The 26531-nt window shown below is 62.9% G+C and carries 22 protein-coding genes; 12 read left to right on the forward strand and 10 right to left on the reverse strand.

All coding sequences use genetic code 11. From position 1 onward, the window contains the following. Positions 1-40 precede the first annotated feature (40 nt). Entirely contained in the window at positions 41-2083 is a 2043-nt protein-coding gene (locus EBQ26_RS01770; RefSeq protein WP_122237326.1) for a M3 family metallopeptidase, read from the reverse strand. 2 nt (positions 2084-2085) lie between these two features. Between EBQ26_RS01770 and EBQ26_RS12540 the strand changes: the two genes are divergently transcribed. Next, the gene (locus EBQ26_RS12540; protein ID WP_147473980.1) at positions 2086-2322 is read left to right on the forward strand and encodes a hypothetical protein; all 237 of its coding nucleotides are present in this window, start codon (positions 2086-2088) and stop codon (positions 2320-2322) included. A gap of 2 nt (positions 2323-2324) precedes the next feature. On the opposite strand, the gene EBQ26_RS01775 is transcribed toward EBQ26_RS12540, so the two are convergent. The 3 genes from EBQ26_RS01775 to ettA form a co-directional block, all read right to left on the reverse strand. Beyond that, the gene (locus EBQ26_RS01775; RefSeq protein WP_122237327.1) at positions 2325-4598 is read right to left on the reverse strand and encodes a RelA/SpoT family protein; all 2274 of its coding nucleotides are present in this window, start codon (positions 4596-4598) and stop codon (positions 2325-2327) included. A gap of 188 nt (positions 4599-4786) precedes the next feature. Further along, on the reverse strand, positions 4787-6850 hold the full coding sequence (locus EBQ26_RS01780; protein WP_122237328.1) for a DUF1631 family protein: 2064 nt from the start codon (positions 6848-6850) through the stop codon (positions 4787-4789). Between the two features lie 39 nt (positions 6851-6889). Next, positions 6890-8551: an energy-dependent translational throttle protein EttA gene (gene ettA / locus EBQ26_RS01785; RefSeq protein ID WP_122237329.1), complete on the reverse strand. Its 1662-nt coding sequence runs from the start codon at positions 8549-8551 to the stop codon at positions 6890-6892. 343 nt (positions 8552-8894) lie between these two features. Here ettA and EBQ26_RS01790 point away from each other — a divergent pair, with 343 nt between their 5' ends. From EBQ26_RS01790 to EBQ26_RS01805, 5 genes are all read left to right on the forward strand, one after another. Continuing rightward, positions 8895-10796 carry a DEAD/DEAH box helicase gene (locus tag EBQ26_RS01790; protein WP_122237330.1) on the forward strand — a complete coding sequence of 634 codons (1902 nt, stop codon included), beginning with the start codon at positions 8895-8897 and terminating at the stop codon, positions 10794-10796. 295 nt (positions 10797-11091) lie between these two features. Beyond that, positions 11092-12384: a hemolysin family protein gene (locus EBQ26_RS01795; protein ID WP_122237476.1), complete on the forward strand. Its 1293-nt coding sequence runs from the start codon at positions 11092-11094 to the stop codon at positions 12382-12384. A gap of 89 nt (positions 12385-12473) precedes the next feature. Further along, positions 12474-12794 carry a hypothetical protein gene (locus EBQ26_RS12545; RefSeq protein ID WP_147473981.1) on the forward strand — a complete coding sequence of 107 codons (321 nt, stop codon included), beginning with the start codon at positions 12474-12476 and terminating at the stop codon, positions 12792-12794. Positions 12795-12802: 8 nt separating this feature from the next. Then, on the forward strand, positions 12803-14755 hold the full coding sequence (locus EBQ26_RS01800; protein WP_238944080.1) for a TonB-dependent receptor domain-containing protein: 1953 nt from the start codon (positions 12803-12805) through the stop codon (positions 14753-14755). Between the two features lie 245 nt (positions 14756-15000). Further along, a complete protein-coding gene (locus EBQ26_RS01805; RefSeq protein ID WP_122237331.1) occupies positions 15001-15426 on the forward strand; it encodes a COG3415 family protein in 426 nt (141 codons plus the stop codon). Between the two features lie 182 nt (positions 15427-15608). On the opposite strand, the gene tsaB is transcribed toward EBQ26_RS01805, so the two are convergent. After that, positions 15609-16358, reverse strand: a complete 750-nt coding sequence (tsaB, locus tag EBQ26_RS01810) for a tRNA (adenosine(37)-N6)-threonylcarbamoyltransferase complex dimerization subunit type 1 TsaB (RefSeq protein ID WP_122237332.1) — start codon at positions 16356-16358, stop codon at positions 15609-15611. Between the two features lie 199 nt (positions 16359-16557). Between tsaB and dacB the strand changes: the two genes are divergently transcribed. From dacB to EBQ26_RS12550, 5 genes are all read left to right on the forward strand, one after another. Beyond that, positions 16558-18129 carry a D-alanyl-D-alanine carboxypeptidase/D-alanyl-D-alanine endopeptidase gene (dacB, locus tag EBQ26_RS01815; RefSeq protein WP_122237333.1) on the forward strand — a complete coding sequence of 524 codons (1572 nt, stop codon included), beginning with the start codon at positions 16558-16560 and terminating at the stop codon, positions 18127-18129. A 356-nt stretch (positions 18130-18485) separates the two neighbouring features. Next, positions 18486-18830: an iron transporter gene (locus EBQ26_RS01820; protein ID WP_122237334.1), complete on the forward strand. Its 345-nt coding sequence runs from the start codon at positions 18486-18488 to the stop codon at positions 18828-18830. Continuing rightward, on the forward strand, positions 18827-20596 hold the full coding sequence (locus EBQ26_RS01825) for a PepSY-associated TM helix domain-containing protein (protein WP_122237335.1): 1770 nt from the start codon (positions 18827-18829) through the stop codon (positions 20594-20596). The genes EBQ26_RS01820 and EBQ26_RS01825 overlap by 4 nt, the downstream gene beginning before the upstream one ends. Before the next feature lie 37 nt (positions 20597-20633). After that, positions 20634-20996 carry a DUF3325 family protein gene (locus EBQ26_RS01830; protein WP_122237336.1) on the forward strand — a complete coding sequence of 121 codons (363 nt, stop codon included), beginning with the start codon at positions 20634-20636 and terminating at the stop codon, positions 20994-20996. Positions 20997-21053: 57 nt separating this feature from the next. Continuing rightward, positions 21054-21659: a hypothetical protein gene (locus EBQ26_RS12550; protein ID WP_147473982.1), complete on the forward strand. Its 606-nt coding sequence runs from the start codon at positions 21054-21056 to the stop codon at positions 21657-21659. Positions 21660-21726: 67 nt separating this feature from the next. Here EBQ26_RS12550 and EBQ26_RS01835 read toward each other — a convergent pair whose 3' ends face one another. The 5 genes from EBQ26_RS01835 to EBQ26_RS01855 form a co-directional block, all read right to left on the reverse strand. After that, positions 21727-22719: an NUDIX hydrolase gene (locus EBQ26_RS01835; protein ID WP_122237337.1), complete on the reverse strand. Its 993-nt coding sequence runs from the start codon at positions 22717-22719 to the stop codon at positions 21727-21729. Between the two features lie 9 nt (positions 22720-22728). Next, entirely contained in the window at positions 22729-22983 is a 255-nt protein-coding gene (locus EBQ26_RS01840; protein WP_390614157.1) for a helix-turn-helix domain-containing protein, read from the reverse strand. A 57-nt stretch (positions 22984-23040) separates the two neighbouring features. Further along, positions 23041-23721 (reverse strand): pyridoxamine 5'-phosphate oxidase, encoded by a 681-nt coding sequence (gene pdxH / locus EBQ26_RS01845; protein WP_238944081.1) that lies wholly within the window; start codon positions 23719-23721, stop codon positions 23041-23043. Next, entirely contained in the window at positions 23718-24134 is a 417-nt protein-coding gene (gene gloA, locus EBQ26_RS01850) for a lactoylglutathione lyase (protein ID WP_122237338.1), read from the reverse strand. The genes pdxH and gloA overlap by 4 nt, the downstream gene beginning before the upstream one ends. Before the next feature lie 78 nt (positions 24135-24212). After that, positions 24213-24788 carry a YggT family protein gene (locus tag EBQ26_RS01855; protein ID WP_238944082.1) on the reverse strand — a complete coding sequence of 192 codons (576 nt, stop codon included), beginning with the start codon at positions 24786-24788 and terminating at the stop codon, positions 24213-24215. A 100-nt stretch (positions 24789-24888) separates the two neighbouring features. Between EBQ26_RS01855 and EBQ26_RS01860 the strand changes: the two genes are divergently transcribed. Further along, the gene (locus EBQ26_RS01860; RefSeq protein ID WP_238944083.1) at positions 24889-26499 is read left to right on the forward strand and encodes an NAD(P)H-hydrate dehydratase; all 1611 of its coding nucleotides are present in this window, start codon (positions 24889-24891) and stop codon (positions 26497-26499) included. The last annotated feature ends 32 nt before the right edge of the window (positions 26500-26531 follow it).

The raw sequence follows: 26531 nt of genomic DNA on the forward strand, positions 1-26531 counted from the left end.
GGAAATAGCCAATGAGTAATGAGCAGGCCGTTCATGTGGCTCAAGCAGGCTCGGCCATGCCTTGATGGCGCAGCAAGGCATCGAGTTCGGGCTCTCGGCCGCGGAAGGCTTTGAACGATTCCATGGCCGGGCGGCTGCCGCCGGCTTCCAGAATGCAGTGCAGGTAGCGTTGGCCGGTCTGGGGGCTGGCGCGGCCGGGTTCGGGGGCTTCTTCTTCAAAGGCGGCGTAGGCGTCGGCGCTGAGGACTTCGGCCCATTTGTAGCTGTAATAGCCTGCGGCATAGCCGCCTGCGAAGATGTGGGAGAAGGCGTGGGGCGTGCGGCTGTAGGGGGCAGCGGGCAGCACGCTGACTTCGGCGCGCACTTGCGCCAACAGGGGCAGCACCTGAGGTTCTGGCGCCTGGTGCAGCAGCATGTCGAACAGCGCGAATTCGACCTGGCGCAGGGTTTGCATGCCGCTTTGGTAATTTTTGGCGGCCAGCATCTTGTCGTAGAGCGCGCGTGGCAGCGGCTCGCCGGTTTCGATGTGGGCGGTCATGTCTTGCAGCACGGGCCATTCCCAGCAGAAGTTCTCCATGAATTGGCTGGGTAGTTCGACGGCGTCCCACTCCACGCCGCTGATGCCGGAGACATCGCGCTCGTTGACCTGGGTGAGCATGTGGTGCAGGCCGTGGCCGAATTCGTGAAAGAGGGTGATGACGTCGTCGTGCGTGAGCAGGGCGGGTTGGCCTTGAGCGCCTGCGGCAAAGTTGCAGACGAGGTAGGCCACCGGGGTTTGCAATTGGCCGGTGTCGGGGCGTAGCCAGCGCCCGCGCATGTCGTCCATCCAGGCGCCGCCGCGCTTGCCGGCACGGGCGGGCTGGTCGAGGTAGAACTGGCCGATGAGTTGGCCGTCGCGCTCGATGCGGAAGAATTGCACGGCGGGGTGCCAGACGGGGGCCTGATCGGGCAGGATGGTGACGTTGAAGAGCTTTTGCACGATGGCAAACAGCCCTTCGATGACTTTGGGGGCCTGGAAGTAGGGCTTGATTTCCTGATCGCTGAAGCTGTAGCGGGCTTCTTTGAGCTTTTCGGAGATGAAGGTCCAGTCCCAGGGCTGGGGATCGTCCAGTTGCAAATGCTCGCGGGCGTAGGCGCGCAGGTCGGCGGCGTCTTTTTCGGCGTAGGGGCGCGCACGGCGGGCGAGGTCGCGCAGAAACTCCACGACTTGGGCGCCGGAGTTGGCCATTTTGGGGGCGAGGGAAAGCTCGGCGTAATCGGGGTAGCCCAAAAGCTGGGCTTCTTCTGCGCGCAGGCGCAGGATTTCGTCGATGACGGCGCTGTTGTCCAGGTGTTGTTGCTCGGCCGGGGCGAGGTCGGAGGCGCGGATGGCGTTGGCGTGAAAGAGCCGCTCGCGCAGGGCGCGATCCTGCGCGTATTGCAGTACGGGCAGGTACACGGGCATTTTGAGGGTGAGGCGGTGACGCTCGGGCACGCCTGCGGCCTGTGCGGCGGCGGCGGTGGCTTGCAGCACGTCGCCGGGCAGGCCGCGCACTTCTTCGGCGGTGGCGTCGTAGTGGTAGGCGTCGGTGGCGTCCAGCACGTTTTCGCTGAATTTTTGTTGCAGGGCGGCCAGGCGCTCCTGGATTTGGGCGAAGCGCTCGCGCTGGGCGCCTTGCAATTGCGCGCCGGAGAGCACGAAGCCGCGCAGGGCCAGTTCGAGGGCGCGGCGCTGCTCGGCGTTCAGGTTGGCGGGGTCGATTTGCTGGTATTTGGCGAACAGGGCTTCGCTGGCGCCCAGGCGCGTCCAGAACGCGGTGACCAGGGGCAGGGCTTCGTTATAGGCCTGGCGCAGCTCGGGGCTGTCGGCAACGCCGCTGAGGTGGTTGATGACGCCCCAGGATTTGGAGAGCCGCTCGGTGGCGACATCCAGCACTTTGGAGAGGGCCAGCCAGTCGGCGGGGAAGTCGGGCGCGGTGACGGTGGTCAAGGCGGCGTCGGCATCGGCCAGCAGGGCGGCGATGGCGGGGCCAACGTGTTCGGGGCGGATTTGATCGAAAGCGGGGAGATCGGTGATGGAGAGCAGCGGGTTGGCGGAGGTCACGAATGGGCCTTTATGAGGGGGTTGAAGTGGGTGTGCGTTGGCGCGCCCATCATGTCCTGGAGGGCCAACACACCAGCGGCCCAGATACGGGCGCCGGGAAAGGTTTTCAATGGAAAGGGGCTGGAAAGCGCGGGAAAGGGCTTGTGAGTGCTATTTTTTATAAATCAAAAGGAAACAAAATTAACTTGTTTTGGCATGATGGTATTGAAGTGATTTTTACTTTGATTGAATGTGTCTGAACTCACTTGCGCCGTGCGGTGCGCACGCCTGGCACTTGGGCGACGGCGGCGAGCACGGCTTGCAAGTGGGTGGCGTTGGGCACTTCGATGGTGAAGGTCATGGTGGCGCTGTGGTTGCGGTGGCTGCGCGTTTGCACGCCGATGACGTTGGTGCGCTCACGCGCGAGCACGTCGGAGATATCGCGCAACAGGCCCTGGCGGTCGTGCGCTTCCAGCAGGATGTCCACGGGATAGACGTTACGGGTGCTTTCGGCGCCTGCGCTTTGGCTCCACTGCACGTCGATGATGCGCTCGGGCGTGGTGGCCAGCATTTTCTGGAAGTTGGGGCAGTCCTGGCGGTGGATGCCTACACCTTTGCCGCGCGTGATGAAGCCGCCGATGGCGTCTGGCGGGGCGGGCATGCAGCACTTGGCCAGGTGGGTCATGAGCGAGTCCATGCCCACGACGAGGACTTTGCCGCCAGCGCCGCTGCTGCGCGGCTTGCGCACGACGACGTCGTCGGCCGCGGCTGGCTCGGGCGCGGGTTCGGGGTGCAGCAGCACTTCGAGGGTGCGCAGGGAGAATTCGTCCTTGCCGACGACTTCAAAGAAGGCATCGGTGGATTTGAAGCCCAGTTGTGCGGCGATGTCCTCGAGCTTGAGGGCGGTTTTGCCCTCGCGTTGCAGGACTTTTTCGACGATTTCGCGGCCTTTGGCGATGGTTTGCGCCAGGGCCTGGGCGTTGAACCAGGCGCGCACTTTGCTGCGCGCGCGCGAGCTTTGCAAATAGCCCAGCTCTTTGTTGAGCCAGTCGCGCGAGGGGCCGCCTTCCTTGACGGCGGTGATTTCAACGGTTTGGCCGTTTTCCAGCGGGGTGTTGAGCGCGACCATGGCGCCATCGACCTTGGCGCCGCGGCAGCGGTGGCCCAGGCTGGTGTGGACGGTGTAGGCAAAGTCCACCGGCGTGGCGCCACGGGGCAGCTCGACAATGCTGGCGTCGGGGGTGAGGACGTAGATGCGGTCGTCAAACAGGCCCAGGGCGCGCACTTCTTCGCTATCGGCAAATTCGCGCTCCCAGGCCAGTAGCTGGCGCAGCACGGCGATTTTGGCGTCGTAATCGCCGCTGGCGGAAACGCCCGCGTAGCCTTTGGTGCCCGCTTCCTTGTAGGCCCAGTGGGCGGCCACGCCGGTTTCGGCGTGGTCGTGCATGGCCTGGGTGCGGATTTGCACTTCCACGGCGCGGCCTTGCGCATCGCGCACCACGGTGTGCAGCGATTGGTAGCCGTTGGGCTTGGGGCGGGCGATGTAGTCGTCAAATTCTGCGGAGACTTGGGTGAAGCGCGAGTGCACCCAGTCCAGGGTTTCGTAGCAGGCCTGTACGGTGGGCACGATGATGCGCACGGCGCGCAAATCGTAGAGCTGGTCAAAGCTCAGCGATTTGCCGCGCATTTTTTTGACGATGCTGTAGATGTGCTTGGGCCGTCCCTGCACGGTCGCGTCGATGCCCCGCTCGGTGAGTTGGCCGCGGATGAGTGCGCACAGGCTTTGCATGTACTGCTCGCGCTCGCGGCGTTTTTCGTCGAGCTGTTTGGCGACGCTGCGGTAAGTCTCTGGCTCGAGAAAGCGAAAGGCCAGATCTTCCAGCTCCCACTTGAGCTGCCAGACGCCCAGGCGATGGGCCAGCGGGGCGAAGACGTACAGGCTCTCTTGCGCGAGGATGGGGTCAATTGGCGTTTTGCTGCTGGCGTGGTGGCGCAGGGTTTGCAGGCGCGAAGCCAGGCGGATAAGCACCACGCGCAAATCGCGCGAGAAGGCCAGCAGCATCTTGCGCACGGTTTCGGCTTGCTCGACTTTGGCATCGCCTTTTTTGTAAACGCCCGGGCCGCTGCGCGCTTGGTGTTGCACGTGCATCAGGCGTGAGGTTTCCAGCGCGAGGGTGGCATAGGTTTCGCCAAAGCGCCGCGCAATGGCTTCCTGCGGATGGCTGAGGTGGAAAGAGGCGTAAATCAGATAGGTGACGGTCTGCATGGCCTCGGAGCCGCCAATGTCGCGCAAGATGGCGGCAACGGCATCGGCATGGGCCAGCGCGTTTTCGCCGCTGCGCAAAGTCTCATCGGTTAGCAGCGGCTCGGCAAAGGCGCGGGCGCGCTCCAGCATGCCTGTTTGTTGCGGCAGCAAATGGGCGGCAGCGCTGAACACGGGTGGCTGAGGGGCTTGCGCATCGTCGGTGCGGCCAGCCGCAAGGGCTGTCTGGGCGGATCGGGCAAGCTCAGAAGATTCGGCAACAAGACGGTTCATGGGCTTGGACTATACGCTGGCGCTCATGCCTGGCGGGCATATGCCGATTCACGAAAGTGCCCCAAGGGCTGGCCTGCTTGTTGAATGGGTATTTTATTTTCTATATCAAATGGAAAAATAATATGCTTGTTTCGGCAATATGGTATTTTTTATGATTTTCCTTTGATGTGTAATTTGTACGGCGATGGCTATTCGGGGCGAAGCTGGCCGTTTTCCTGCAATTGGAGCAGCCGCCGGCGGGTCATGGTCTGGCTGAAGCCATCCGGCGATGTGAACATGAAGATGCCTTCATCGGGGCTGGCCCAGGTCAGTTGGGTGCGCAAGCCGTTTTCACCGAGAAAGAACCAGGCGCCAACTTGCATGGGGGGAAGATCAGGTCCGCTGGCATCTTTGCTCTTGGGGCTGCTGGGTGATTCCTCTGGCGCCTCTGTCAGCATGGGCACGGCCATGCGGGCGGATGGCGCGGCAGCAGGCCTTGCGCCTTTGGGCTGGCCGATGTCGATGGCCTGGCCTTCGGGCGAGGCGTAGAGAAGTTGTACGCCGCCGTCTTGCGGCACTTCGGCCGTCGCCTCCTGGATCGCTTGGCGGTGCAGGTCTTTGAGCTTGCTCACCGCTGGCTCGACCTGCTCTGCCGAGAGGCCCACGCTGAGCAGGCCCACACGCAGTTGTTCGTGCATGTCTTTGACCGAGCGCAGCAGCTCCGGAGCGGGGTGGCGGAAGCTGTCGGCCTGCACGCTCAGCAGCAACAGGCTGACCAGGCGCAGATAGCCTTTGGGATCGCGTGCGATCAGCGCATCTTCATCGGTGAAGGATTCGCCGGAGTCTCTGGCGTGGCGCAGCAAAGATTTGGCAACGACCTTGGCCCAGGGGCCACTCAAGAATGCGCGCACACGCGGATGCGCTGCGGCATATCGCGGTGTGGCCTTGATTTGCGCAACGATTTTTTTCAACAGTGCGTCGGTGTTGATCTCTGGCCCAACCGCTGGCGCAGAGGCGGTGGCAGGGGCGGCCGGACGCGGCGTATTCAAAAGTTGTTCGCTGGCCCACTGAAAGGCCTCGGTGGAGCGCGCCTGAGCCAGGCGGGCGGTGTGCGAGATGCTTTGCACACGTTGTAAAAAGTCCTGGCAGCCTGGGGCTTGTTCAGTGGGAAACTGCTTGGCCTTGGCGCGCACTTCGGCCAAGAAGGCGCGCGCGGGGTGCGCGGTGCTGCGCAAAAAGGCAGGGTCGTTTTGCACCAGGGCGCGCAACGCGGGCATCCATTGGGCGACGATTTTTTTCAGGGTGGGCAGATGGGCCGTGTCTTTGACCAGATGGATCACCAAGGTTTGCAGGTCCAAAGCTTCGGCCTCTGGTTTTGGGGTAGGCGCGGCAGATTTGCTGGCCGGACGGCCCACCTGGGTCAGCGCAAAATCCGCTTCAGGCAGGTGGAGCGCATCCGTTTGCTCGGGCTGGGGCGCTTGTGCAGGCTTGTTGAGCACGTAGAGATGGGCCTGATCGCCCAAAGTGCGCAACAGCTCTTGTTTGGTGAGCAAATCCTCGGAGTTGGTGCTGATGCCTGTATTCAGGTAAGACATGTTGCCAAACCCTGTCGTCAAAGCGCCAAAACTGGTATTGCGTTTTTGCACCGCCTCTACCCCGGCTTCGGACATTTGGTTGGCGACCAGCATGTACGTGCGCGCCAGATAGGTGGGCAGCACCGCAACAAAGCTCTTGAGCGCCAGCGATTTGACGGCATCCTCGCCCTGGCTGGCATAAATCATTTTTTGCGCCGCCAGCAGGTAATTCTCGGGGCGCATGGGGTTGCGGTTGGGGTGGATGTAGCTGTAGCCGCGTGCGGCGCTGACCAACCCATCCAGTTGATTGAGGCTGTGGCTCACAGCCGCCTCCAGTGCATTGCGCAGGTGCAATAAATCGCTTTTGGCCTGGATGGACAAATCGTTGCCAGCGCCTAAACCGCCCAGGCTGGAGGTGATGTCGTCATCGTCCTGAAAGGGGTCGAAGTCAACGACTTCGGAGAAAGCGTTGAGCAGATAAGCGGGGTAGGCACGCTCCCACTCATCTTGGTTTTTCTGCAAAAAGTGCAGGCTTTGCTGCATCAATACGGGGCCAATTTGCCCCAGGGTTGGATCCTGGTTTTGGGCAATGCGTGCATGCGCTTCCTTGAGAATGCGCCGCACGCTGGAGCCGCTCTCTCTCAAGGCGGCGATGACCCCTTTTTTGAAAGTAGTCCAGTTGGCCTCAAGCTGTTCCATCTTTCACCTCCCCGTAAAAAGGGGCCTGAAGCCCCTTGTTTATTTCAGTGCCTTGAAGCGCATGCGTTTCGGTTGTGCAGCTTCTTCACCCAGGCGTTTGCGTTTGTCGGCCTCATACTCCTGGTAGTTCCCGTCGAAGAAGACCCACTGGCTATCGCCTTCGGCAGCCAGGATGTGGGTGGCAATGCGGTCCAGGAACCAGCGGTCATGGCTGATGACCAGCACCGTGCCCGCATACTCCAGCAGGGCATCTTCCAAGGCGCGCAGGGTTTCAACGTCCAGGTCGTTTGAAGGCTCGTCAAGCAACAAAACGTTACCGCCTGTCAGCAGTGTTTTCGCCAAGTGTAGCCTGCCTCGTTCCCCGCCAGAGAGATTGCCCACTTTTTTCTGCTGGTCGCCGCCGTTGAAGTTGAATCGGCCTGCATAAGCGCGGCTGGGCATTTGGAATTTACCAACGGTGACAATATCCAGACCGCCGGAAATATCTTCCCAAACGGTTTTGTCGTTGGAGAGATCATCACGGGATTGATCGACGTAAGCGATTTGCACGGTAGGGCCGATATCAACCGTGCCGCTATCGGGCGTTTCGCGCCCGGCGATGAGCTTGAACAGCGTGGATTTACCGGCGCCGTTGGGGCCGATGATGCCCACAATGGCCCCGGCGGGGATGTTCATGCTCAGGTTATCGATCAGCAGACGGTCGCCAAAAGACTTGCTGACGTTCTTGAATTCAATGACTTTGCTGCCCAGCCGCTCTGCCACAGGGATGAAGATTTCCTGGGTTTCGTTGCGTTTTTGGTATTCGTAGTCGGACAGCTCCTCGAAGCGGGCGATACGGGCTTTGCTCTTGGCTTGGCGGCCCTTGGCGTTCTGACGCACCCATTCCAGCTCTTTTTTCAGGGCTTTGGCGCGGGCTTCCTCGCCTTTTTGCTCGGCTTCCAGGCGGGCTTGTTTCTGGGTCAGCCACTCGCTGTAGTTGCCTTTGTAGGGGATGCCATGGCCGCGGTCGAGCTCCAAAATCCACTCGGCGGCGTTATCGAGGAAGTAGCGGTCGTGGGTGATGGCGACGACAGTGCCGGGGAAGCGCTGGAGGAACTGCTCCAGCCAATCCACGCTTTCGGCGTCCAGGTGGTTGGTGGGCTCGTCCAGCAGCAGCATGTCGGGCTTGGACAGCAGCAGGCGGCACAGCGCCACGCGCCGCTTTTCCCCGCCGGAGAGGTGGCCAACCACCGCATCCCAGGGGGGCAGGCGCAGGGCGTCGGCGGCGATTTCCAACTGGTGCTCGGAATCCGTGCCTGCGGTAGCGATGATGGCTTCCAGCCGGGCTTGCTCTGCGGCAAGGGCGTCGAAGTCGGCGTCGGGTTCGGCGTAGGCGGCGTACACCTTCTCCAGCTCAGCGCGGGCGGAAATCACCTCGCCCATGGCTTCTTCCACGCATTCGCGCACGGTTTGCTCGGGCGCCAATTGCGGCTCTTGCGGCAAATAGCCGATTTTCAGGCCTGGCATTGGCAAGGCTTCGCCTTCAATTTCTTTATCCAGACCAGCCATGATTTTCAAGAGGCTGGACTTGCCCGAACCATTCAGGCCCAGCACGCCAATTTTGGCGCCGGGGAAAAAGCTCAGGGAAATGTCCTTGAGGATTTGGCGTTTTGGGGGAACCGTTTTACTGACACGGTTCATCGAATAGACGTATTGAGCCATCTGGTCTTTCAGAGGGGTATTGAATAAGGGGGAGCGGATTGCTTTCGGAAAGGGCGCGGTGCGGCATCTTTGCGACAGTGCCTGCATTCTCTGGCCTCGTGGGGGCAGCCCATTGGAGAGTAAATGGCAGTATGCGCGGCATCTTGTGCCAAAATGCGCACGTTTTGGGTTTCAGTCACCCAAAACCTTTGATTCGCAGCGTTGAGGGCCAAGCGCCACCGCACAATTCTAATCAACAACGCACGATGCCCAGACTGAGCGCCTTGCTTCATACCGAAAACAGCGGGCGTGGGCGAAACCAAGTGGACGGCGTTTTGTTTGCCAGGACGCCCATCAAAATACAGTGACTTTTGAATCCTTGAATCTGTCGGCCGACATCGTTTCTGCCGTGACAGCGCTGGGCTACGTTCAGCCCACCCCCATCCAAGCCCAATCCATCCCGTTGATTTTGGCCGGTCACGATTTGCTCGCTGGCGCGCAGACCGGCACGGGAAAAACCGCTGCGTTTACGCTGCCTTTGTTGCAATCGCTCAGCCAGGCTGACCAAGGCAGGCAAGAGGGGCGGGCGCCGAGGGCGCTCATCCTCACTCCCACGCGTGAGCTGGCGGCGCAAATCAACGACAACATCATCGCTTACGGCAAGCATTTGGCGCTGAGCTCCGTCGTGGTCTTCGGCGGCGTGGGCATGACGCCGCAAATCAATGCCATTGCCAAAGGCGTCGATATCCTCGTGGCAACGCCGGGGCGCCTGCTGGATTTGCACAGCCAAGGGTATGTGGATCTCAGCGCCGTGCGCTACCTCGTGCTCGATGAGGCCGATCGCATGCTGGATATGGGCTTTATCCATGATGTGCGCAAAGTCTTGGCGGTGCTGCCCGATGACAAGCAATCGCTGCTGTTTTCGGCGACTTTCAGCGATGAAATCCGCAAGCTGGCCAACAGCTTTCTGAAAAATCCGCAGCACATCCAGGTCACGCCGCCCAATACGACGGTGCAGCGCATTAGCCAAGTCATTTGCCCGGTAGGTAGGCAGCAGAAAAAAGCGGCCTTGCTGCACATCATCACCTCGCGCAACTGGAATCAGGTGCTGGTATTCACGCGCACCAAATTTGGCGCCAACCATGTGGCTGAATTCCTGAATAAAAACGGTGTCAGCGCCATGGCCCTGCATGGCAATAAAAGCCAATCGGCCCGCACCCAGGCGCTTTCCAGTTTTAAAGCGGGGGATTTGCGCGTTCTGGTGGCAACAGACATTGCCGCGCGCGGCATCGATATCGATGAGCTGCCGCATGTGGTGAATTACGAAATCCCCAATGTGCCTGAAGATTACGTGCACCGCATCGGGCGCACCGGCCGCGCGGGCAACGAAGGGCATGCCATCAGCCTGGTGTGCCTGGATGAAGAAGGCTTCATGATGGAGATTGAGCGCTTTACCAAGCAGGAAATCCCCGTGGAACTGATGCCTGAGTTCGCGCCGCCGGAAGACGAAGTGGCCGAGCCGATTGCCATGGGCCGCCAGACGCTGTGGGGCGGGGCGGGCAAGCCGCCGAGCCGGGAAGTCATGCAAGCGGCGGCCAAAGCCGCGCGCAAAGAGATGATGGAACGCATCCAAAGCAAGCGTGTGGCCCAGGGTAGCCGCAAGAAAGGGCCGGAGTACAAAGCGCAAGAGCAGGACAAGCCAGCGCGTGCCAAAGGGGCTGCAGCAATGGGAGGCGCTACGGAAAGTGACATGGCATCGGCTTCGGCCCCGCAGGGCGAAGGCGCATCCAACTCCAGCCCGCGCCCGCTGGATGCGGATGGCAAGCCCTTGAAGCGCCGCAACCGCTTCCGCGCCGGGGGGCGCAGCCGCGCGCAACGCAGCGATAGCGCGCCAGGGGCGGAAGGCGGCCAAAAAGCTGCCGTATCGCGCGGCCCCGGCCCATCGACCGGATATGCCAAGCCGCAGGGTGCGCGCCCGGCCAAGCCCAATAAAACAGGGCGGGGCAGCCAGCGGGAGCAACGCTCGCGCGATCCCATGCTGCGCGCCGATGCTCACCTGGGCACCCAAACGGGCATTTCGCTGGCACCTGCATACCGGGGCGACAGCGGCCGCCAGCCAGACCCTATGCGCACCAGTGTGGACAGCATGGCCGAGCGCGGCCGCCGCAACAAAGGCGGCAACCGCAATAAAAACCGCGGGCCTGGGGGCATTTCCCCCTTGCAGCACAGCGGGCTGGCCATTGGTGGCCGTCGGCATGGGGGGTGATGGTGTATTTGCAAACCTAGGGAAAAATCGATTCCACGTGGATATGCCGAAAAGGCATTGATTTTTTTCTTTTGGATTGTAAATTTTGGGGTGTTGAGGGGTGTATGACCGGCGGCAAAACTGCCGGTCGGGCGCTTGTTTCCGCAGCTTTGTCAGCCTGCACCGCGAGCCTGCGCTGTCAGCCCCTTGGTTCGCCCCTTATTTAGCCCCTTATCATCGTGGGCCTATTCCACCGAAACCGACTTGATGATGCATGCCAGCGCGCCGCAAGCGCGTGTGGCGGCCCCACAGTGCCATGACGGTTCAGCACAGCCTGCTTTTAATTGCCGCCCTGATTGTTGCGGGCGGATTTTTTTCCATGGCGGAAATCGCCCTGGCCGCATCGCGCCGTATCCGCCTGCGCCAGCTCATTGCAGACGGCAACGTGCAGGCGCAGCGCGTGCTGCTGATGCAAGAGCAGCCGGGCGACTATTTCACGGTGGTGCAGATCGGGCAAAACGCCATCGCCGTGCTGGGCGGCATCGTGGGGGAGGGCGCGTTCAGCCCTTACATCACCATGGCGCTGGATCGGTGGCTGCCCCCGGCCACGGCGGCGACGGTGGGGTTCGTGATCTCGTTTCTGCTGATCACCTCGCTGTTTATTCTGTTTGCCGACATCGCGCCCAAGCGGCTGAGCATGGCGGAGCCGGAGAAAGTCGCCATGCGCGTGTGCCGCCCCATGCAGTTTTTCATGACGGTGTTGCGCCCTCTGGTGTGGTTTTACAGCAGCACCAGCACGCTGCTGTTCAAGCTGCTGCGCCTGCCGACGCAGCGCGATGAGCGCGTCACCTCTGACGACATCCTGGCGATGGCTGAGGCCGGCACGCAAGCGGGGGAGCTGGCGCAGAGCGAGCAGCGTGTGATTGCCAACCTGTTCGATCTGGATAACCGCCTGGTCACCAGCGCCATGACCACGCGCGACCGGGTGGCGTTTTTCCTGCAAAACGACACGGACGCGCTCATCCGCGCCCGCATTGCCGAGGAGCCTTATTCCACCTACCCCGTGTGCGATCGCGATATCGACCACGTCATTGGCTATGTGGATGCGAAAGACTTGTTCCAGCGCGCGCTCAACAACCAGCCCATCAACTTGCAGGACGACAAGCTCGTGCACAAGGTGCTGGTCATCCCCGACCGCCTCACCTTGACGGAAACGTTGGAGCAGTTTCGCCAGGCTGGCGAGGATTTCGCCGTCGTCGTGAACGAATACAGCCTGGTGGTAGGCGTGGTTACGCTCAACGACGTGATGAGCACCGTGATGGGCGATTTGATCGGCCCCGACCATGAGGAGCTCATCGTGCAGCGCGATGAAAACTCCTGGCTGATTGACGGCATTACCCCCATCGAGGATGTGGTGCATGCATTGCAGATCGATGAGTTTCCGCACTTTGAGGATTACGACACGCTGGCGGGCTTTCTCATGGTCATGCTGCGGCGCATCCCCCGGCGCACCGACTCGGTGAATTGGGCGGGCTACAAGTTTGAAGTGATGGACGTGGACAGCTACCGCATCGACCAGGTGCTGGTTACACGCTTGCCAGAGATTTAATTTTGTAAATCAAAAAGAAAGAAAATGACCTTGTTTAGGCATGATGGTATTTAAATCAATTTTGCAATGATTGGTAATTTGGCAAACCCGTGAAGCTGCGTGACAGTTTCTTGGTAAGCTATTTTCATGTTGCACTCTGGCAACATTTGGCGGAATTAAACATGCTCGGGGAGCCAAAAACAGTCGCCAAGGCGCTTGAGAAACCGCTTCGTCACAATAATACGAATTGTTTTAATTATTCAGAGCGCACAGCCCTCGTCATTCGCGCCATCCCCATGCGGGATGGGCCATTGCCGAAACCGCCTCCGCCACTGGGCGGTTTTTTCATGCCTGCAATGGTGGCGGCTGAGGTAGGCCTTGGAGTTTGTGCACGCTCTCGTCGCGTCTTCCCATCCTTTTTGATTGCATAGGAGTTTTCATGTCTTCGCTGAAACGCAACGTCTTTCGTTTGAGCGCCCTGCAAATCGCTTTGCTGGCAGCGGGCTTTGCCCATGCGCAGGCCAATGATGCGGTGCTGCCTACCGTCAACGTTCAGGGCCAGGCCGCGCCCACCGCACCCGTGGAAGATTGGCGCGCCTTGGAGCGCACGACCGATACCGATCTGAAGGAAGTGCTGGCCGATCAGACTGCCGTGCAGTTTGGCGGCGGTCGGGGCGCATCGCAGTGGGTGACCATCCGCGGCATGGGCCAAGACCAGATCGACTACGTGGTGGACGATGCCTCCAGCGATGCGCAAATCTTCCACCACCAGGGCCGTTTCATGCTCGATCCCGCCTTGGTCAAGATCATCGGCATCGAGAAGGGCACAGGCTCGGCCAGCTCCGGCATCGGTGCCACCAGCGGCAAGATCGAAGCCACCACCGTGGATGCGCTCGATCTCCTGCGCGAGGGCCAAAACGTGGGCTTTCGCGCCAACGCGGGCCTGAGCAGCAACAAAGGGCGCAATGGCGGCCTGTCCGTTTATGGCAAAAGCGGCCTGGTCGATGGCCTGGTGGTGTTCAACCGGGTGGACGATCAGGACTACAAAGACGGCAGCGGCCGCAAGATCGGCAACAGCGCGCTGGATGGCCGCAGCTTCCTGGCCAAGGCGGGCGTGAGCTTCTCGCAAGACGCCCGCGCCACCCTCAGCCATCGCCGCGAGGAGGAGTTTGGCGTGCGCAACCTGCGCGAAGAATTCTTCTTCGATACCGCCAACGACAGCCCCTCGCACCGCCATCGCACGGTGGACACCACCACGGCGGTCTTCACGCACAAAAACCTGGGCTTTATCGACACGCTGGAAGCCAACGCCAGCCGTATGCGCACCAAGCAGGAAAGCGAAGGTGCAGGGGCGCTGCCAACGGCTTCCGTGGTGAATATCAACACCAATATGGGCAACCTGCGCATGAGCAGCCGCGTGGGCGAGCACCGCGTCAAATACGGCATCAACTTGCGCAAGCAGGAGGCCGACTCGACAACCGCCCAAGCTGCCAAGCTCGGTAGCCAGGAAAAATCCGACACTGGCTTCTACGTTGAAGGCATTTGGAACCTGGCGCCCGTGACGCTGACCACCGGCCTGCGTTACGACCGCTTCAGCCTCACCTCCAACGAAGGCCAAAAGCGCTCCGACGGCAACATCAACCCCAGCGTGGGGCTGATTTGGGATGTCTCCAGCAACCTCTCCTTCAACCTCAGCCACAACCGCGCCAGCCGCAGCCCGCGCTTTTACGAAGCTCTGCTGGCCAGGACGCCCATCCGCTACGCGGAAAACCTCAAGGCCGAGCGCTCGCAAAACACCGAGATTGGCTTTGACTGGACGAGCGGCGGCTTTGCTGTTTCCGGCAGCTACTTCCAGCAAAAAATCAAGGACTTGCAAAACTTCCAGGGGATGAACTGCCAGGGCCGCAATTGCGCCTATCGCCTGGTGCGCAACAACGGCGAGCTGCGCAACCGTGGCTATGAGCTGAGCAGCAGCTACCGCTGGCAAGGCTTGACCGCCCGCCTGGGCGTGGCGCACAGCAAGCCCAAGCTCAATGGCGCAACCTACGACTCCGTGGCCACCGCCGTGCCCATGGGCCGCCAGTGGACCACCGGCCTGGCCTACCAGTTCAAGCCCGCGCATCTGGAGCTGGGCTGGCGCGGTCGTTACGCGCAAAAGGGCAGCTACATCAACGCCACCCGTGGCAGCGGCACGCCTGTGAACCGCAGCGGCTACGGCGTGCACGACCTGTATGCAACCTGGATGCCGCTGGGCAACGACAGCTTGCACGTCAACTTTGCCATCAACAACGTGGGCAACAAGCTCTACCGCAGCCACAGCCAGCGCTCGGGCAACAGCGCTTTGCCAGAGCCAGGCCGCGAGTACCGTGTCAGCGTCAACTACCGTTTCTGATCGAGCTGTTGATCGCGCTTGCGAGCGGGGCCGCTGATGGGGTGGTTGATGGGGCTGGGCACAGCACAGCCCCCCGCCATCGCCCCAGCATTACGCAGTGAAACAACACAAAAGGCGCTTTTCCAGGCGCCTTTTGTTTTTGGAGGACGATTTGTTTGCTTTTTACTTCAAAAAAGCAATAATGTCGGCTTCATTCATGCACATTGGAGTTGGAAATGCCAAGGACAGCAAAAGGATCGGGTGAATTGGAGCGCGCCCTGGAAGTGATTGCACAGGCCAAAACGGTGGAGCAGTTGCGCCAGGCGCAGGCGGTGGCCTTGCCGCTGATTTGCGGGTTGAACATGCAGGAGACGGCCAAGGTCATCGGTTGCTCGGTCGGCTGGGCCAGCCGTTTGCGCAATCGCTTTCTGGCCGGTGAGATGGTGGGCGATCAACCCACGCGCGGCGGTCGCCGCCGCCAGCACATGAGCGAGGCGGAAGAGCGCCAGATTTTGCAGCCCTACCTCGACCGCGCCCGCCAGGGCACGGCTGTGGATGTGGGCCAGGTCAAGGCCGATCTGGAGAAAAAACTGGGCCGCACGATTGCCCTGTCCACGGTGTACAACTTGTTGCGCCGCCACGGCTGGCGCAGGCCGGTGGCGGAAAAGCGCACGGCGTCCAGCGAGGAATAAACGCCTGTCCCCCAAAAGCGCTGGGCGGGCAGCGCATGGCTGGTGCCATTGGATTTTTTTATCAATCAATAGGAAAAATAATTGCCTTGTTTAGGCATGATGGTATTGAATCCGTTTTTCTTGTAAGAAATTTTGCACAAGTGGGCGCCTCGAACCGTGCGGTCGGACACCGCACGGTTTTTTTATGGCCTGGTCTGGGCTTTTGCCTGTGCCTGGGTTTGCGCGCGCTCGCGCTCTTCCGTGGTTTGGGCCACTTTGTCGCGCACGTACAGTGGCGCCACCGCAGCGGGCGCTTGCAGCAGGCCGCGGGCGATCAGGCCGGGGGCCAGCGACAGCATGGCGAGGGCGCTGGGGCGCGCGAAGAAGGATTGGCCGGCCTTGCCGCACAGGGCATCGGCGTACACCTCCAGCGCGTTGCCGGCCAGGACGTAGCCGTCGGGCACATGCAGCTCAGCTGGCGGCAGCGCGCGGATGGGGGCTTCGCGCACCCAATGGCCGGGCGCCAGGGAGGCGGGCGCAGCAGCGGCTGATGCGGGCGCGGGCTGCCAGCGCAGCGGCGCGGCGTACACCTCGTGCATGCGGGCATCCAGCACGGCCATGACGCGCTGCGCGCCCATCTCCAGGCGGGCGTGCTCGGCGATGGCCAGCAGCGAATCGACCGGCAATGCCTGCAATTGCGCGCCCCAAGCCAGGCCCTGCGCGGCGGCGCAAGCGGTGCGCAGGCCCGTGAAAGCGCCGGGGCCGCAGCCGTAAACAATGGCATCGAGCGCGCGCAGGCAAAGGCCCGCCCGCTCCAGCAAGGCCAGCGCTTGGGGCAAGAGCTGGCGCGAGGCTTGTGGCCCGCCCGCCTGTTCGACATGCAACTGCACAGAGCCGTTTTGCACGGCGATGGAGAGCTGATCGGTACTGGTGTCGAAGGCGAGAAGGCGCATGGCGGGAAAGTGGGCAGGGGGCCGGGCGGCCGGTTGGGCGCATGCAGCGCCTGCTCAACGCTTTTGGCTGCTCGCGCCGGGATGAAGAATGCACGACAAGGCTATGATTCTGCTGCAAGATATGGCAAGCGATGCGCAGCGCCAAGGCGTGCCCGCAGAAGGCTTGTATGTTGAACCTGAGTGAGCCAAAGCCGTGTGTATGTTGTTTGTAAAAAAATGGGCCGGGCAGTGTAGCGCGATTCCTTTTGCGGGCCGGGGCGCGGCCCCGGCCGTGGCGGCGGCGCTGGCGCTGCTGGCCTGTGCCTGGCCCGGGGTGGCGCTGGCGCAGGGCCGCGCGCAGGCGGCGCTGGCCCCGGCAGTGACGGCTCCAACAGCGGCGGCTGCAACGGCGACGGCTTCAATGGCGGCTGCGGGGCAGGCGGCATTGCCCAGGGGCTTTGCTTCGGCGCTAGCCAAAGCCAAGATTCCGCAGGAGGCGGTGTCGGTTTGGGTGGCCCCGGCCGATGGCAATGGCCAGCCGCGCGTGGCGCACCGCGCCGATCATTTGATGAGTCCAGCCTCGACGATGAAGCTGGTGACGACGTATGCGGCGCTCGATCAGCTCGGCCCGGCTTACACCTGGCGCACGCGCATTTACACCGATGGCGCGATCGACAACGGCAGCTTGCGCGGCAACGTCTATATCCAGGGCGGGGGTGATCCGAAGTTGGTGATGGAACGGCTGTGGCTGCTGCTGCGCCAGTTGCAGCAGCGCGGCGTGCAGGTGATCGTGGGCGACATCGTGCTCGATCGCAGCGTGTTCGAGCTGCCTGCGCACGATGCGGCAGCGTTCGATGATGAGCCGCTGCGGCCCTACAACGCTGCGCCCGATGGGTTGCTGATCAACTTCAAATCGGTGGTCATGCGGTTTGTGCCCGATATGGGAAAGGGCGTGGCCCATGTGCAAATCTCGCCGCCGATGGCGCAATTGGAGGTGCCTGCGACGGTGCCCCTTTCCACCAACGCGAAAACCTGCCCGGCCAGTTGGCGCCAGGGGCTGCGCCTGGATGTGAGCGAGCCGGAGCGCTGGCGTTTTGCGGGCAGCTATCCGGCCGCTTGCGGCGAGTTGAACTGGCCGGTGGCTTACCCCGACCCGGAGGCGTTTGCCAACAAGGCGGTGGAGGGCATGTGGCGCGCGCTGGGCGGCAGCCTGACGGGGCGCGTGCATGCGGGCGTGACGCCTGCGGCGCTGCGGCCGATGATTGTGGAGGCCTCGCTGTCGCTGCCCGAAATCGTGCGCGATGTGAACAAATACAGCAACAACGTGATGGCCGACCACGTGTTTCTGGCGCTGGCGGGCGTGGGCGGGCAGGGCCGCAACATGCGCCCCAGCGATGCGCAGGCCAACGTGTTGCAGTGGTGGGAGCGGCGCATTGGCAATCCGCGCGCCAGCTTGGTGATGGACAACGGCTCGGGTCTGAGCCGCACGGCGCGGGTGACGGCGCATGCACTGGGGCGCATGCTGCAAAACGCCTGGCATTCGGCCGTGATGCCGGAGCTGCTCTCCTCCATGCCCGCCGTGGGGGTGGATGGCACGATGCGGCGCAGTCGGGCTTCCGGCTCGGCGCATATCAAGACGGGCTCGCTGCGCGACGTTAACGCCATTGCGGGCTACGTGCACGGCCACAGCGGGCGGCGCTATGTGCTGGTGGCGTTTGTGAACCACCCCAATGCTGCGGCGGTGCGGGGGGCGGCTTTTGATTCCTTGATCGATTGGGTGGCGCAGGATTGACAGGTTATTTTACAAATCAAAAGGATAAAAAATTGCCTTGTTTTGGCATGATGATATTGAAATCTATTTTCTTTTGATTTGTTATAAAGAGCGGATTTGCAGATGGGGTCGGTCTGAAAAACCCCTGAAAATTTATAGCGAATAAGAACAATTCTTATATCATCTCGGGTGGCCGTGTCAGCCTGTGGCGTTGACACGCTTTTTTTCGTCCCGGCTGATCCCCTGGCGCCCCTGTGGCGAGCGCCCATTGCCTTTGCCAAGCCCAGCGCCCTGTGTGGCATGCGGGGCGGGCTGGCCTTGGCGCAGGTCACGGCGCTGGCCATTGCGCCAAGGGGGCGGCAAGCAAAACACCCACTATGGCAGGCAAGCCTTCAACCTCTGCACCTTCACCCGCAGCGCCCGCTTTGCCCGGGCGTTACCGACTGGCCGTGGCCGCGCGCGCGCTGGCAGGCGTGGGCCTGGGCTACGCTTTGGCGAGCTTGGCCGCTTCATTGCTGGCGCTGCTGCTGCCCAAGCTGGGCATGCATCGCGCTGATGCCGTCACCCTGGCAACCATGCTGGCGTTCCTCTTGCATGCCGGTGTGGTGCTGTGGGCTTTCGCCAGCGCCAGCGGTTGGCGCGTTTGGCGTGGCTTGGGCGCGGGCGTGCTGGTGTGCGCCGGGCTGTTATGGTGGGTGCAAACTTGGGGAGGCGCCGCATGAGGCCGGATGGAAAGCCCGAGGGTCTGCGCCAGGCCATGGCCTGGCTGCACACCTGGAGCAGCTTGCTGCTGGGGTGGCTGCTGTTTGCTGTCTTTCTGACGGGCACGTTCAGCTTTATGCGCAGCGAGATCGACGATTGGATGCGGCCCGAGCTGCACGCTTCATCGCCCGCCACGCCGCCCGCGCAAGCTGCGGCGAATGCCTTGCAAGCCTTGCAGCGCCTGGCCCCGCAGGCCGATAGCTGGACGATTGCCTTGCCCAGCGCCCGCCAGACGGCGCTGGCCGTGAGCTGGCGCGTTGCCAGCCCCGGCGCGGCCGCTGGCGGGGCTGGCAACGCGCCGCCCGGGCGGGCAGGGCAGGCGACCCGCTATCTGGACGCCGCCACGGGCGAGCCGCTGACGCCGCGCCAGACGCGCGGGGGCAGTTTTTTCTATCGTTTCCACTTCGAGTTGTACGGCCTGCCGCGCGTCTGGACGCGCTGGCTCATCGGCATCGCCACCATGATGATGTTCGTGGCCATCATCAGCGGCGTCATCACGCACAAGAAAATCTTTAGCGACTTTTTCACCTTCCGTCCCGGCAAAGGCCAGCGCTCCTGGCTGGATGCGCACAACGCCAGTGCCGTGCTGGCTTTGCCGTTTCATTTCGTCATCACCCTCAGCGGGCTGCTGTTGCTGGTCAACACGCTCATGCCGTGGCCGGTCGATGCGGTGTACCGTGGCGATCGCATGGCGTATTTCATGGAGTCGAGCGGCCTCACCGCCGCAGCCGGCAATGCCCGCCCGTCTGGCGGCCGCGCAGCGAATGCCTCGCCCGCAAGCCGCCCAGGCCGCGCGGCAGCAGACGACGCCAGCGAGCCAGCGCACCGCCCAAGCCATCCCGCCGTAGGCGAGGCCAGGTTGCAAGAGCTGATTCAGCACGCCCAGGCGCAATGGCCCAGGCATGGCGTGGGCCGCATCACCATTCAGGCCCCTTATTCGCCCAAAGCCACGGTCGAGCTGCGCGAAGGCGGCGGCGACCATCTCAGCGAACGCGGCGATGCCCGCCGCCTGCGCTTTGATGCCAGCGGCGCGGCGTTGCCAGCGCCCCCTGCCGCCCAGCCTTCCTGGGTGCGCGCCACCTACAACGTCCTGGTAACGACGCACCTGGGCCGTTTTGCTGAACCGGCCGTGCGCTGGCTGCTGTTTCTCTCCGGCCTGTTGGGCAGCCTGATGGTGGCCAGCGGCATGGTGCTCTGGGTCGTCAAACGCCTGCCGCAGCGCGCCAAGCAGGGCTACACCCCGCGCGGGCATCGGCTGGTCGAGCGGCTCAACGTCGCCGCCATCGCCGGGCTGTGCGTGGCAGTGGCCAGCTACTTCTGGTGCAACCGCTTGCTGCCCGCCGCCCTGGCCGATCGTGCTTTGTGGGAAATACGCGGCTTTTTCCTGATCTGGCTGCTGTGCGCCCTGCATCCCTGGCTGCGCAGCCACCGCCGCGCGTGGCAGGAGCAAATGGCGTTCGCCGCCGGGCTATGGGCTTTGCTGCCTCTGCTCAACCCGTTGACGGGCGGTGCAGCCTGGCCTGCCGCCTTGGCGCGCCAGCAGTGGAGCGTGGCGAACATGGATGCCGTGGCGCTGCTGATGGCTGCGGCTTGCGGCGCCGTTTTCTGGTGGCTGCGTCGCGCTCAGGCGCAGCCGGTGAAAGCCAGGCAGCGCCAGGGCGCAGCAGCGGGCACGGCTGCCAGCCACCCTGCCGCAGGCCAAGCCGCCCGTGTTTCCCAAGGATGAGAACAGGCGCTGACCCCCGAGAGAAGGAGCAAATCGCATGAACAACGCTTGGCATGGCATGCCACTGGTGTGGGCTTTGAGCTTTACAGGCTGTGTGTTGCTGGCCAGCGCCATGGAGCGCCACCGCGATGATTTCGCCCTCAGCCCTTGGCTAGGCAGCCCGGGCCGCCGCATGGGGCAGGGCGCAGCAGGGTTGGCGCTGGCGGGGCTGCTTTGCCTGAGTTACTGGCCGCCCGCGCTGGCCGTGTTGATTGGGCTGGGTTTAATGACTTTCGCTGCGCTGGCTTTGGGGTTGTTGCTGACCTACGCGCCCCGCCAGGCCAACCGCTTTCTTCTCTGGGGCATAGCCGCCAGCGTGTTGGGGGCGCTCGGGCCGTTGGTATTGCGGTGGTTTGTATAAAATCAAAAAACTTCAATATCTATTTGGTTTTGCGGGTTTTTGATTTTGGAGGGATTGATGGATTTTCCTGCAAAGAATTTGTGGAATATTCTGTGTATTTCTTTTTTCGCCTGGATAGTGGCCGCTTGCGATTTGGGGTATGGGGTTGCTGGCGCCAGTCAAGACAGTGCGGCGCTCGTCAGGGAAGCAGAAGCATTTACAGGCTTTTGGGATCAGCGATATATTGAGGAAGTGACCATCAATGCGCCATGCGGAGAAATTGCATGGGTTGGCGCCGATCGCAAACTGCAAGGGTTTGATGCTGTTTTCAATACGGATGAAAAAGCCGTTTTTGCCAATCAGGCATTTTCTTTAACGGCTGATGGGCATTTGAAAATTGCAGTGGATGGATATGAACGCATCGCAAGGCCCCTTCCCGGGGTTTTTCAAGGCAGAGGGTGGCATATTGGTTTCTCCGGAAGCGGAAAATACCTGCTTGTTTTGATCCGATCAAGGGCGGCAACTGCGAAATACTATGTTTTGCTGGCCAGTCTCGCTGGTGATGTTCTTTATGAGAGAGTCTTGGAAAAAAGCGAGGTATATGGCGCTATCGAATCCACGGGAAATGCCATCCATATCAACGGCAAGTGTGGAGTGCGGAAGGTATGGGTAAGAACCGGTTAGAAATCCCTGCGCGGCAGGCAAGCGGATTGGGGCGGTCTGCTGCCGTTGCAAAGCCTGGGACCCAACTTTAAGCAAACAACGCTTCAAAACCTTGCTCAGGCTCAAAGCGCTTGTTGCGCAGCACCAGTCGCGTGGGGCCGGGGGTGCGGGGCTGTGTTTGTTCGTGCAGCGGATCGCCGGGAAAGCACACGATGCGCTGGCCTTCCTGGTCGATGCTGACCGGCTCAATCGGAAGGATGGGCTGCTGGCTGGCGTAGGCCGATAGGCTGGCGCTGTCGGCAAAGCGGCACAGGTGCGCCAGGGTCATGATTTGTGGCGGTGCCAGCAGGATTTCGCCCTGCGCGTAACGCGTCAGCAATTGGCGTGGCGAGGCCCATAGCAGGTGCTGGGCCTCGCTGCCATCGGCGCTGGCCTGTTGGCCTGGCGGCAGGGAGGCGAGGAAAAACCACGTATCAAAGCGCTTGGCGCTCATATTGGTGATTTTGGGCGTGATCCAGCGTGAAAACGGTCGCAAGGCTTGCACGCTGGGGGCGTAGGGCGTAGCCGCTGGCGCTGCTGCACGCAGTGCGTTCAGGGCGGCATCCCAGGTTTGCCCTTGCGCCAGCGCGCCCCGCGCTGCGGCCAGCGCATTGGCAGGGGCGGGGAAGGCCGCTGCTGGAGCGGGCGGGGTGTCGGCAGAGCCGCACGTTGCCAGCCAGAGCAGGCCGACTTCTTCCAGGGTTTCGCGCAAGGCCGCACCGTACAGGCTGGCCAGCGCCTGCTGGTCGGGCGTCTGTGGGTCTTGCGGCAGGCGCGGCATCAGTTGGGGCCATTGCTCGGTAAAGCCGCTTTGCAGGGCGATGGCATCGTCCCCGGGTTCGACCTTGCCGCCTGGAAAGACCAATGCGCCGCCGAAATTGCGCGCCTGGCTGGCGCGTTCCATCAGCAAGACTTCAATGCCGCTGGCGCCGTAGGCATCGCCGTGCGCGTTGGCATGGGGCGCTTCCCGCATGACGATGATGCTGGCCGATGGCAAAGGGGCGTCAGGAGCGCAGGATGGGGCGGGGCAGGTCATGGGCATGGCAAGAACTCAGGAAGGCGTTTGCGCATCGGTATCCAGCAGGCCGTGCGCTTGCAGCTTTTTGCGCAAGGTGTTGCGGTTCAGCCCCAGCCACTGGGCGGCGCGGGATTGGTTGTGCTGGGCGCGTTGCATGACTTCTTCCAGCACGGGGCGCTCCACCAAGTGAATCACCATGGCATAGACGTTGGTGGGGTCTTGCCCGTCCAGGTCAGCAAAGTATTGCTGCAGGTTGATTCGAACGCATTCGTCGATACTGAGGGGCATGATGGTTACGGGCGGGGTAAGTGGCAAAAAGGCGGCGACTATAGCGCAGCCACCGCATCACGGCGCCAGCCGCTCACGCAACCACGGGCTTTGGGCATCGGCGCGGGTGTAGAGCAGGCGGTCGTGCAGGCGGCTGGCGCGGCCTTGCCAGAATTCCCAACGCTCGGGCAGGAGGCGGTAACCGCCCCAATGCGGCGGGCGCTCGGGGCCAGCGCCGGGGGGCAGGCTGGCTTGCAGGCGGGCATAGGCTTGTTCCAGCACGGCGCGGCCCTCGATGGGGCGGCTTTGCGGGCTGACGACGGCCCCCAGGCGAGAGGCCAGCGGGCGGGAATGGAAGTACGCCTCGCTCTCGGCTTCGGTAGTGGGCGTCACGCGGCCTTCAATGCGCACGGTGCGTTGCAGGGGCAGCCAGAAAAACTGCAAGGCGGCGCAGGGATTGCCTGCCAATTCCACACCTTTGCGGCTTTGGTAATTGGTGAACCACACCAGCCCTTTTTCGTCGTGCCCCTTGAGCAGCACGACGCGCAGGCTGGGGCGCATATCGCTGCCGACGGTGGCCAGCGTCATGGCGTTGGCCTCTGGCACGCCGTGCTGCACCGCTTCGGCCAGCCAGGCGCCAAACAAGGCGTGGGGATCGGCGCTGGCTTGTTGCTCGCAGAGTTCGCCCAATGCGTAGTTTTCCCGCATGGAGGGCAAGTCGATGCCGGGTGTGGCGCTGTCGGTGTTTGGGGGATTCATCGCAGGCCTCCGCCAGCGGCTTGGGCATTTTTGCGCTCGATCAATTCCACTTTGTAGCCATCGGGATCCTCGACGAAGGCGATCACGGTGGTGCCGCCTTTGACAGGCCCAGGCTCGCGCGTGATCTTGCCGCCCGCCTGGCGGATGCGCTCGCAGGCGGCGTAGGCATCGGGCACGCCCAGGGCAATGTGGCCATAGGCCGTGCCCATTTCGTAGCTCTCGGTGCCCCAGTTGTACGTCAGCTCCAGCTCGGCCTGGGCGGGGTTGCCGCCGTCAAAGCCGAGAAAAGCCAGCGTGTAGCGGTATTCGGGGTTCTCGGAGGTGCGCAGCAACTGCATGCCCATGACTTGGGTGTAGAAGTCGATGGAGCGTTGCAGATTGCCGACGCGCAGCATGGTGTGCAGAAATTGCATGTGGGGTTCTTTCTGGGAACAGAGAAAAGCAAAAGCCCCGGCTGCGCGGCCAGGGCGGAAGCGAAATTGTGGGGCAGATCAGGGCAAGGGCAGGTATCGCACGAGGATTTCGGCCTCGATGTGCTCCAGCACCATCAGCACGATATACAGCGCCATGACGGCCAGCATGGGCGCAAAGTCGATGCCGCCCAAGGTTGGCAGCCTGCGCTGCAGGGGCTGTAGCAACGGGGCGCATAGGCGCGCCAGCAGGCTATACAGCCAATGCTGGGGCGCGATCCAGGACAGGACGACATAAGCCAGCACCCCGGCTACCGCCAACCCGGCAGCGCTGGTGGCCAGCTCAAAAAAGCCCTGCACGACGGACGCGCTCAGCGACCAGGGCTGGAGCATGGCCCGCAGCAGCGCCACTTTGACAATACAGAGCAACAGCGCAATGAACAGCGCCACCCAGTCCCAGCGGCCCTTGGGGCGCAAAGCGCTGTGGCGCTTGCGCAGCGGCAGCAGCAGCCAATCGGTAAAGCCCAGCACCAGTTGCCCCAGAGGGTTGGAAAAGCTCAGGCGCATGCCTTGCATGTAAATGCGCAGCAGCAGTGCGCCCACCAAAATGCCGACAGCGGTGTTGAGTAAAAAAGCCAGGATTTTGTAAAGCAGCATGAGAGCCATTCAATAATCGATTGCACAAAGGTGTAAACCAAAGCCGGGCCATCGTAACAAAAAGCGCCCAGGCTTTAACTAGTATCGAAAGGACATTGCCATGCTGGATAGCCATTGCATTTGCACCCTGGGTCAAAGTGTGCAGGCGCTGCTGACCCCGGCCCAAATGGAGCAGGCCGATGCCGCCGCCATCGCCTCGGGCGTGCCCGGTGTGGCTTTGATGGCCCGCGCGGGCGAGGCCGTGGCGCTGGCTGTTGCCAGGCGCTGGCAGCCTTGCCGCGTAGCCGTGTTATGCGGGCCAGGCAACAACGGCGGCGATGGCTTTGTCGCTGCGCAATGGCTGCGCCAGCGCGGCTGGCCGGTGCGGCTGTTCCTGCTGGGCGAGCTGGCCAAGCTGCGCGGCGACGCTGCCTGGGCTGCCAGCCAATGGCAAGGCGCGACGGAGGATGCCGCGGCATTCGACCCCGCTGCATGCGACATTGCCATCGACGCCCTGTTCGGCGCGGGCCTGTGCCGCCCGCTGGACGGGCAGGCCGCAGCGCTGGTGCAGGCGCTCAACGCCAGCGGCCTGCCCGTGTGCGCGGTGGACGTGCCCAGCGGCCTGGATGGCGCGACGGGCGCTCCCCCGGCCGATGAAACCGCCCCCGTAGTGCAAGCCGCGCTGACGGTGACTTTCTTCCGCACCAAGCCTGGGCATTGGCTGCTGCCGGGGCGCAAGTTATGCGGCGAGCTGGTGCTGGCCGACATTGGCATCCCCGAAAGCGTGCTCAAGAGCCTGGAGCCACCATTGGCTACCTGGCTCAACACCCCCGCGTTGTGGCGTCACGCCCTGCCGCAGCCGGGGCCACAGAGCCACAAATACCAGCGCGGCCATGTGCTGGTGTGGGGCGGCGCCATGCTCACAGGCGCGGCGCGGCTGGCGGCGCAGGCGGCCCAGCGCGCGGGCGCGGGGCTGGTGACGCTGGCCGTGCCGCAAGCCGTCTGGCCCGTTTATGCGCAAAGCCTGCAAGGCTGCATGGTGCAGGCGCTGCCGGAAGGCGACGGCGAGGCGGCCGCCCATGCCAATACCAATACGCAAGGTGCGACCCTTGATGCAGCCTCAGCCGCCTGGGCTGAGGGCTGGCAGCAACTGCTGGCCAATGGGCGGCGCAACGTGTGCCTGATTGGCCCCGGCGCGGGGGTGAACTGGCGCACCCGCGCGGCGGTGCTGGCGGCGCTGCACCGCGGCAAGCATGTGGTGCTGGATGCCGATGCGCTCAGCGTATTTGCCCCGGCAGAGCCAGGCGGCGCAGTGGCCGATGTGTTCGAGGCCCTGGCCGCCAGCAGCGCTCAGGCGATCTTGACGCCGCATGAGGGCGAATTCGCCCGCCTGTTTGGCGACTTGTCTGCCGCCCTGGCAGGCGACAAACGCGCCCGTGCCGCTGCGGCCGCCCGTCGCGCAGGCGCAGTGGTGGTGCTCAAGGGGGCCGACACGGTGGTGGCCGCGCCCGACGGGCGCTGCGCCATCAACGCCAACGCCCCGGCCTGGCTGGCCACCGGCGGCACGGGCGATGTGCTGGCAGGGCTGGCCGCGGGCTGGCTGGCCCAGGGCGTGCCCGCGTTTGAAGCCGCCTGCGCAGCCGTGTGGCAGCACGGCGAGGCGGCGCAGCGCCTGGGCGCAGGCATGGTGGCCGACGATTTGCTGCTGGCGCTCAAGGGGAGCTGGGGGTGATAGGCGCTAGTGGCTTGCGTGATTGCACCAGG

Source organism: Allofranklinella schreckenbergeri (genome assembly GCF_003703475.1).
Lineage (GTDB): Bacteria > Pseudomonadota > Gammaproteobacteria > Burkholderiales > Burkholderiaceae_C > Lampropedia > Lampropedia schreckenbergeri.

Coding starts and splice junctions, on each gene's coding strand:
- EBQ26_RS12540 (WP_147473980.1), top strand. CDS start 2,086: ATGGGCCTTTATGAGGGGGTTGAAGTGGGTGTGCGTTGGCGCGCCCAT.
- EBQ26_RS01775 (WP_122237327.1), bottom strand. CDS start 4,598: ATGAACCGTCTTGTTGCCGAATCTTCTGAGCTTGCCCGATCCGCCCAG.
- EBQ26_RS01780 (WP_122237328.1), bottom strand. CDS start 6,850: ATGGAACAGCTTGAGGCCAACTGGACTACTTTCAAAAAAGGGGTCATC.
- ettA (WP_122237329.1), bottom strand. CDS start 8,551: ATGGCTCAATACGTCTATTCGATGAACCGTGTCAGTAAAACGGTTCCC.
- EBQ26_RS01795 (WP_122237476.1), top strand. CDS start 11,092: ATGACGGTTCAGCACAGCCTGCTTTTAATTGCCGCCCTGATTGTTGCG.
- EBQ26_RS01800 (WP_238944080.1), top strand. CDS start 12,803: ATGTCTTCGCTGAAACGCAACGTCTTTCGTTTGAGCGCCCTGCAAATC.
- tsaB (WP_122237332.1), bottom strand. CDS start 16,358: ATGCGCCTTCTCGCCTTCGACACCAGTACCGATCAGCTCTCCATCGCC.
- dacB (WP_122237333.1), top strand. CDS start 16,558: ATGTTGTTTGTAAAAAAATGGGCCGGGCAGTGTAGCGCGATTCCTTTT.
- EBQ26_RS01820 (WP_122237334.1), top strand. CDS start 18,486: ATGGCAGGCAAGCCTTCAACCTCTGCACCTTCACCCGCAGCGCCCGCT.
- EBQ26_RS01825 (WP_122237335.1), top strand. CDS start 18,827: ATGAGGCCGGATGGAAAGCCCGAGGGTCTGCGCCAGGCCATGGCCTGG.
- EBQ26_RS01830 (WP_122237336.1), top strand. CDS start 20,634: ATGAACAACGCTTGGCATGGCATGCCACTGGTGTGGGCTTTGAGCTTT.
- EBQ26_RS12550 (WP_147473982.1), top strand. CDS start 21,054: ATGGATTTTCCTGCAAAGAATTTGTGGAATATTCTGTGTATTTCTTTT.
- EBQ26_RS01835 (WP_122237337.1), bottom strand. CDS start 22,719: ATGCCCATGACCTGCCCCGCCCCATCCTGCGCTCCTGACGCCCCTTTG.
- EBQ26_RS01840 (WP_390614157.1), bottom strand. CDS start 22,983: ATGCCCCTCAGTATCGACGAATGCGTTCGAATCAACCTGCAGCAATAC.
- pdxH (WP_238944081.1), bottom strand. CDS start 23,721: ATGAATCCCCCAAACACCGACAGCGCCACACCCGGCATCGACTTGCCC.
- gloA (WP_122237338.1), bottom strand. CDS start 24,134: ATGCAATTTCTGCACACCATGCTGCGCGTCGGCAATCTGCAACGCTCC.
- EBQ26_RS01855 (WP_238944082.1), bottom strand. CDS start 24,788: ATGCTGCTTTACAAAATCCTGGCTTTTTTACTCAACACCGCTGTCGGC.
- EBQ26_RS01860 (WP_238944083.1), top strand. CDS start 24,889: ATGCTGGATAGCCATTGCATTTGCACCCTGGGTCAAAGTGTGCAGGCG.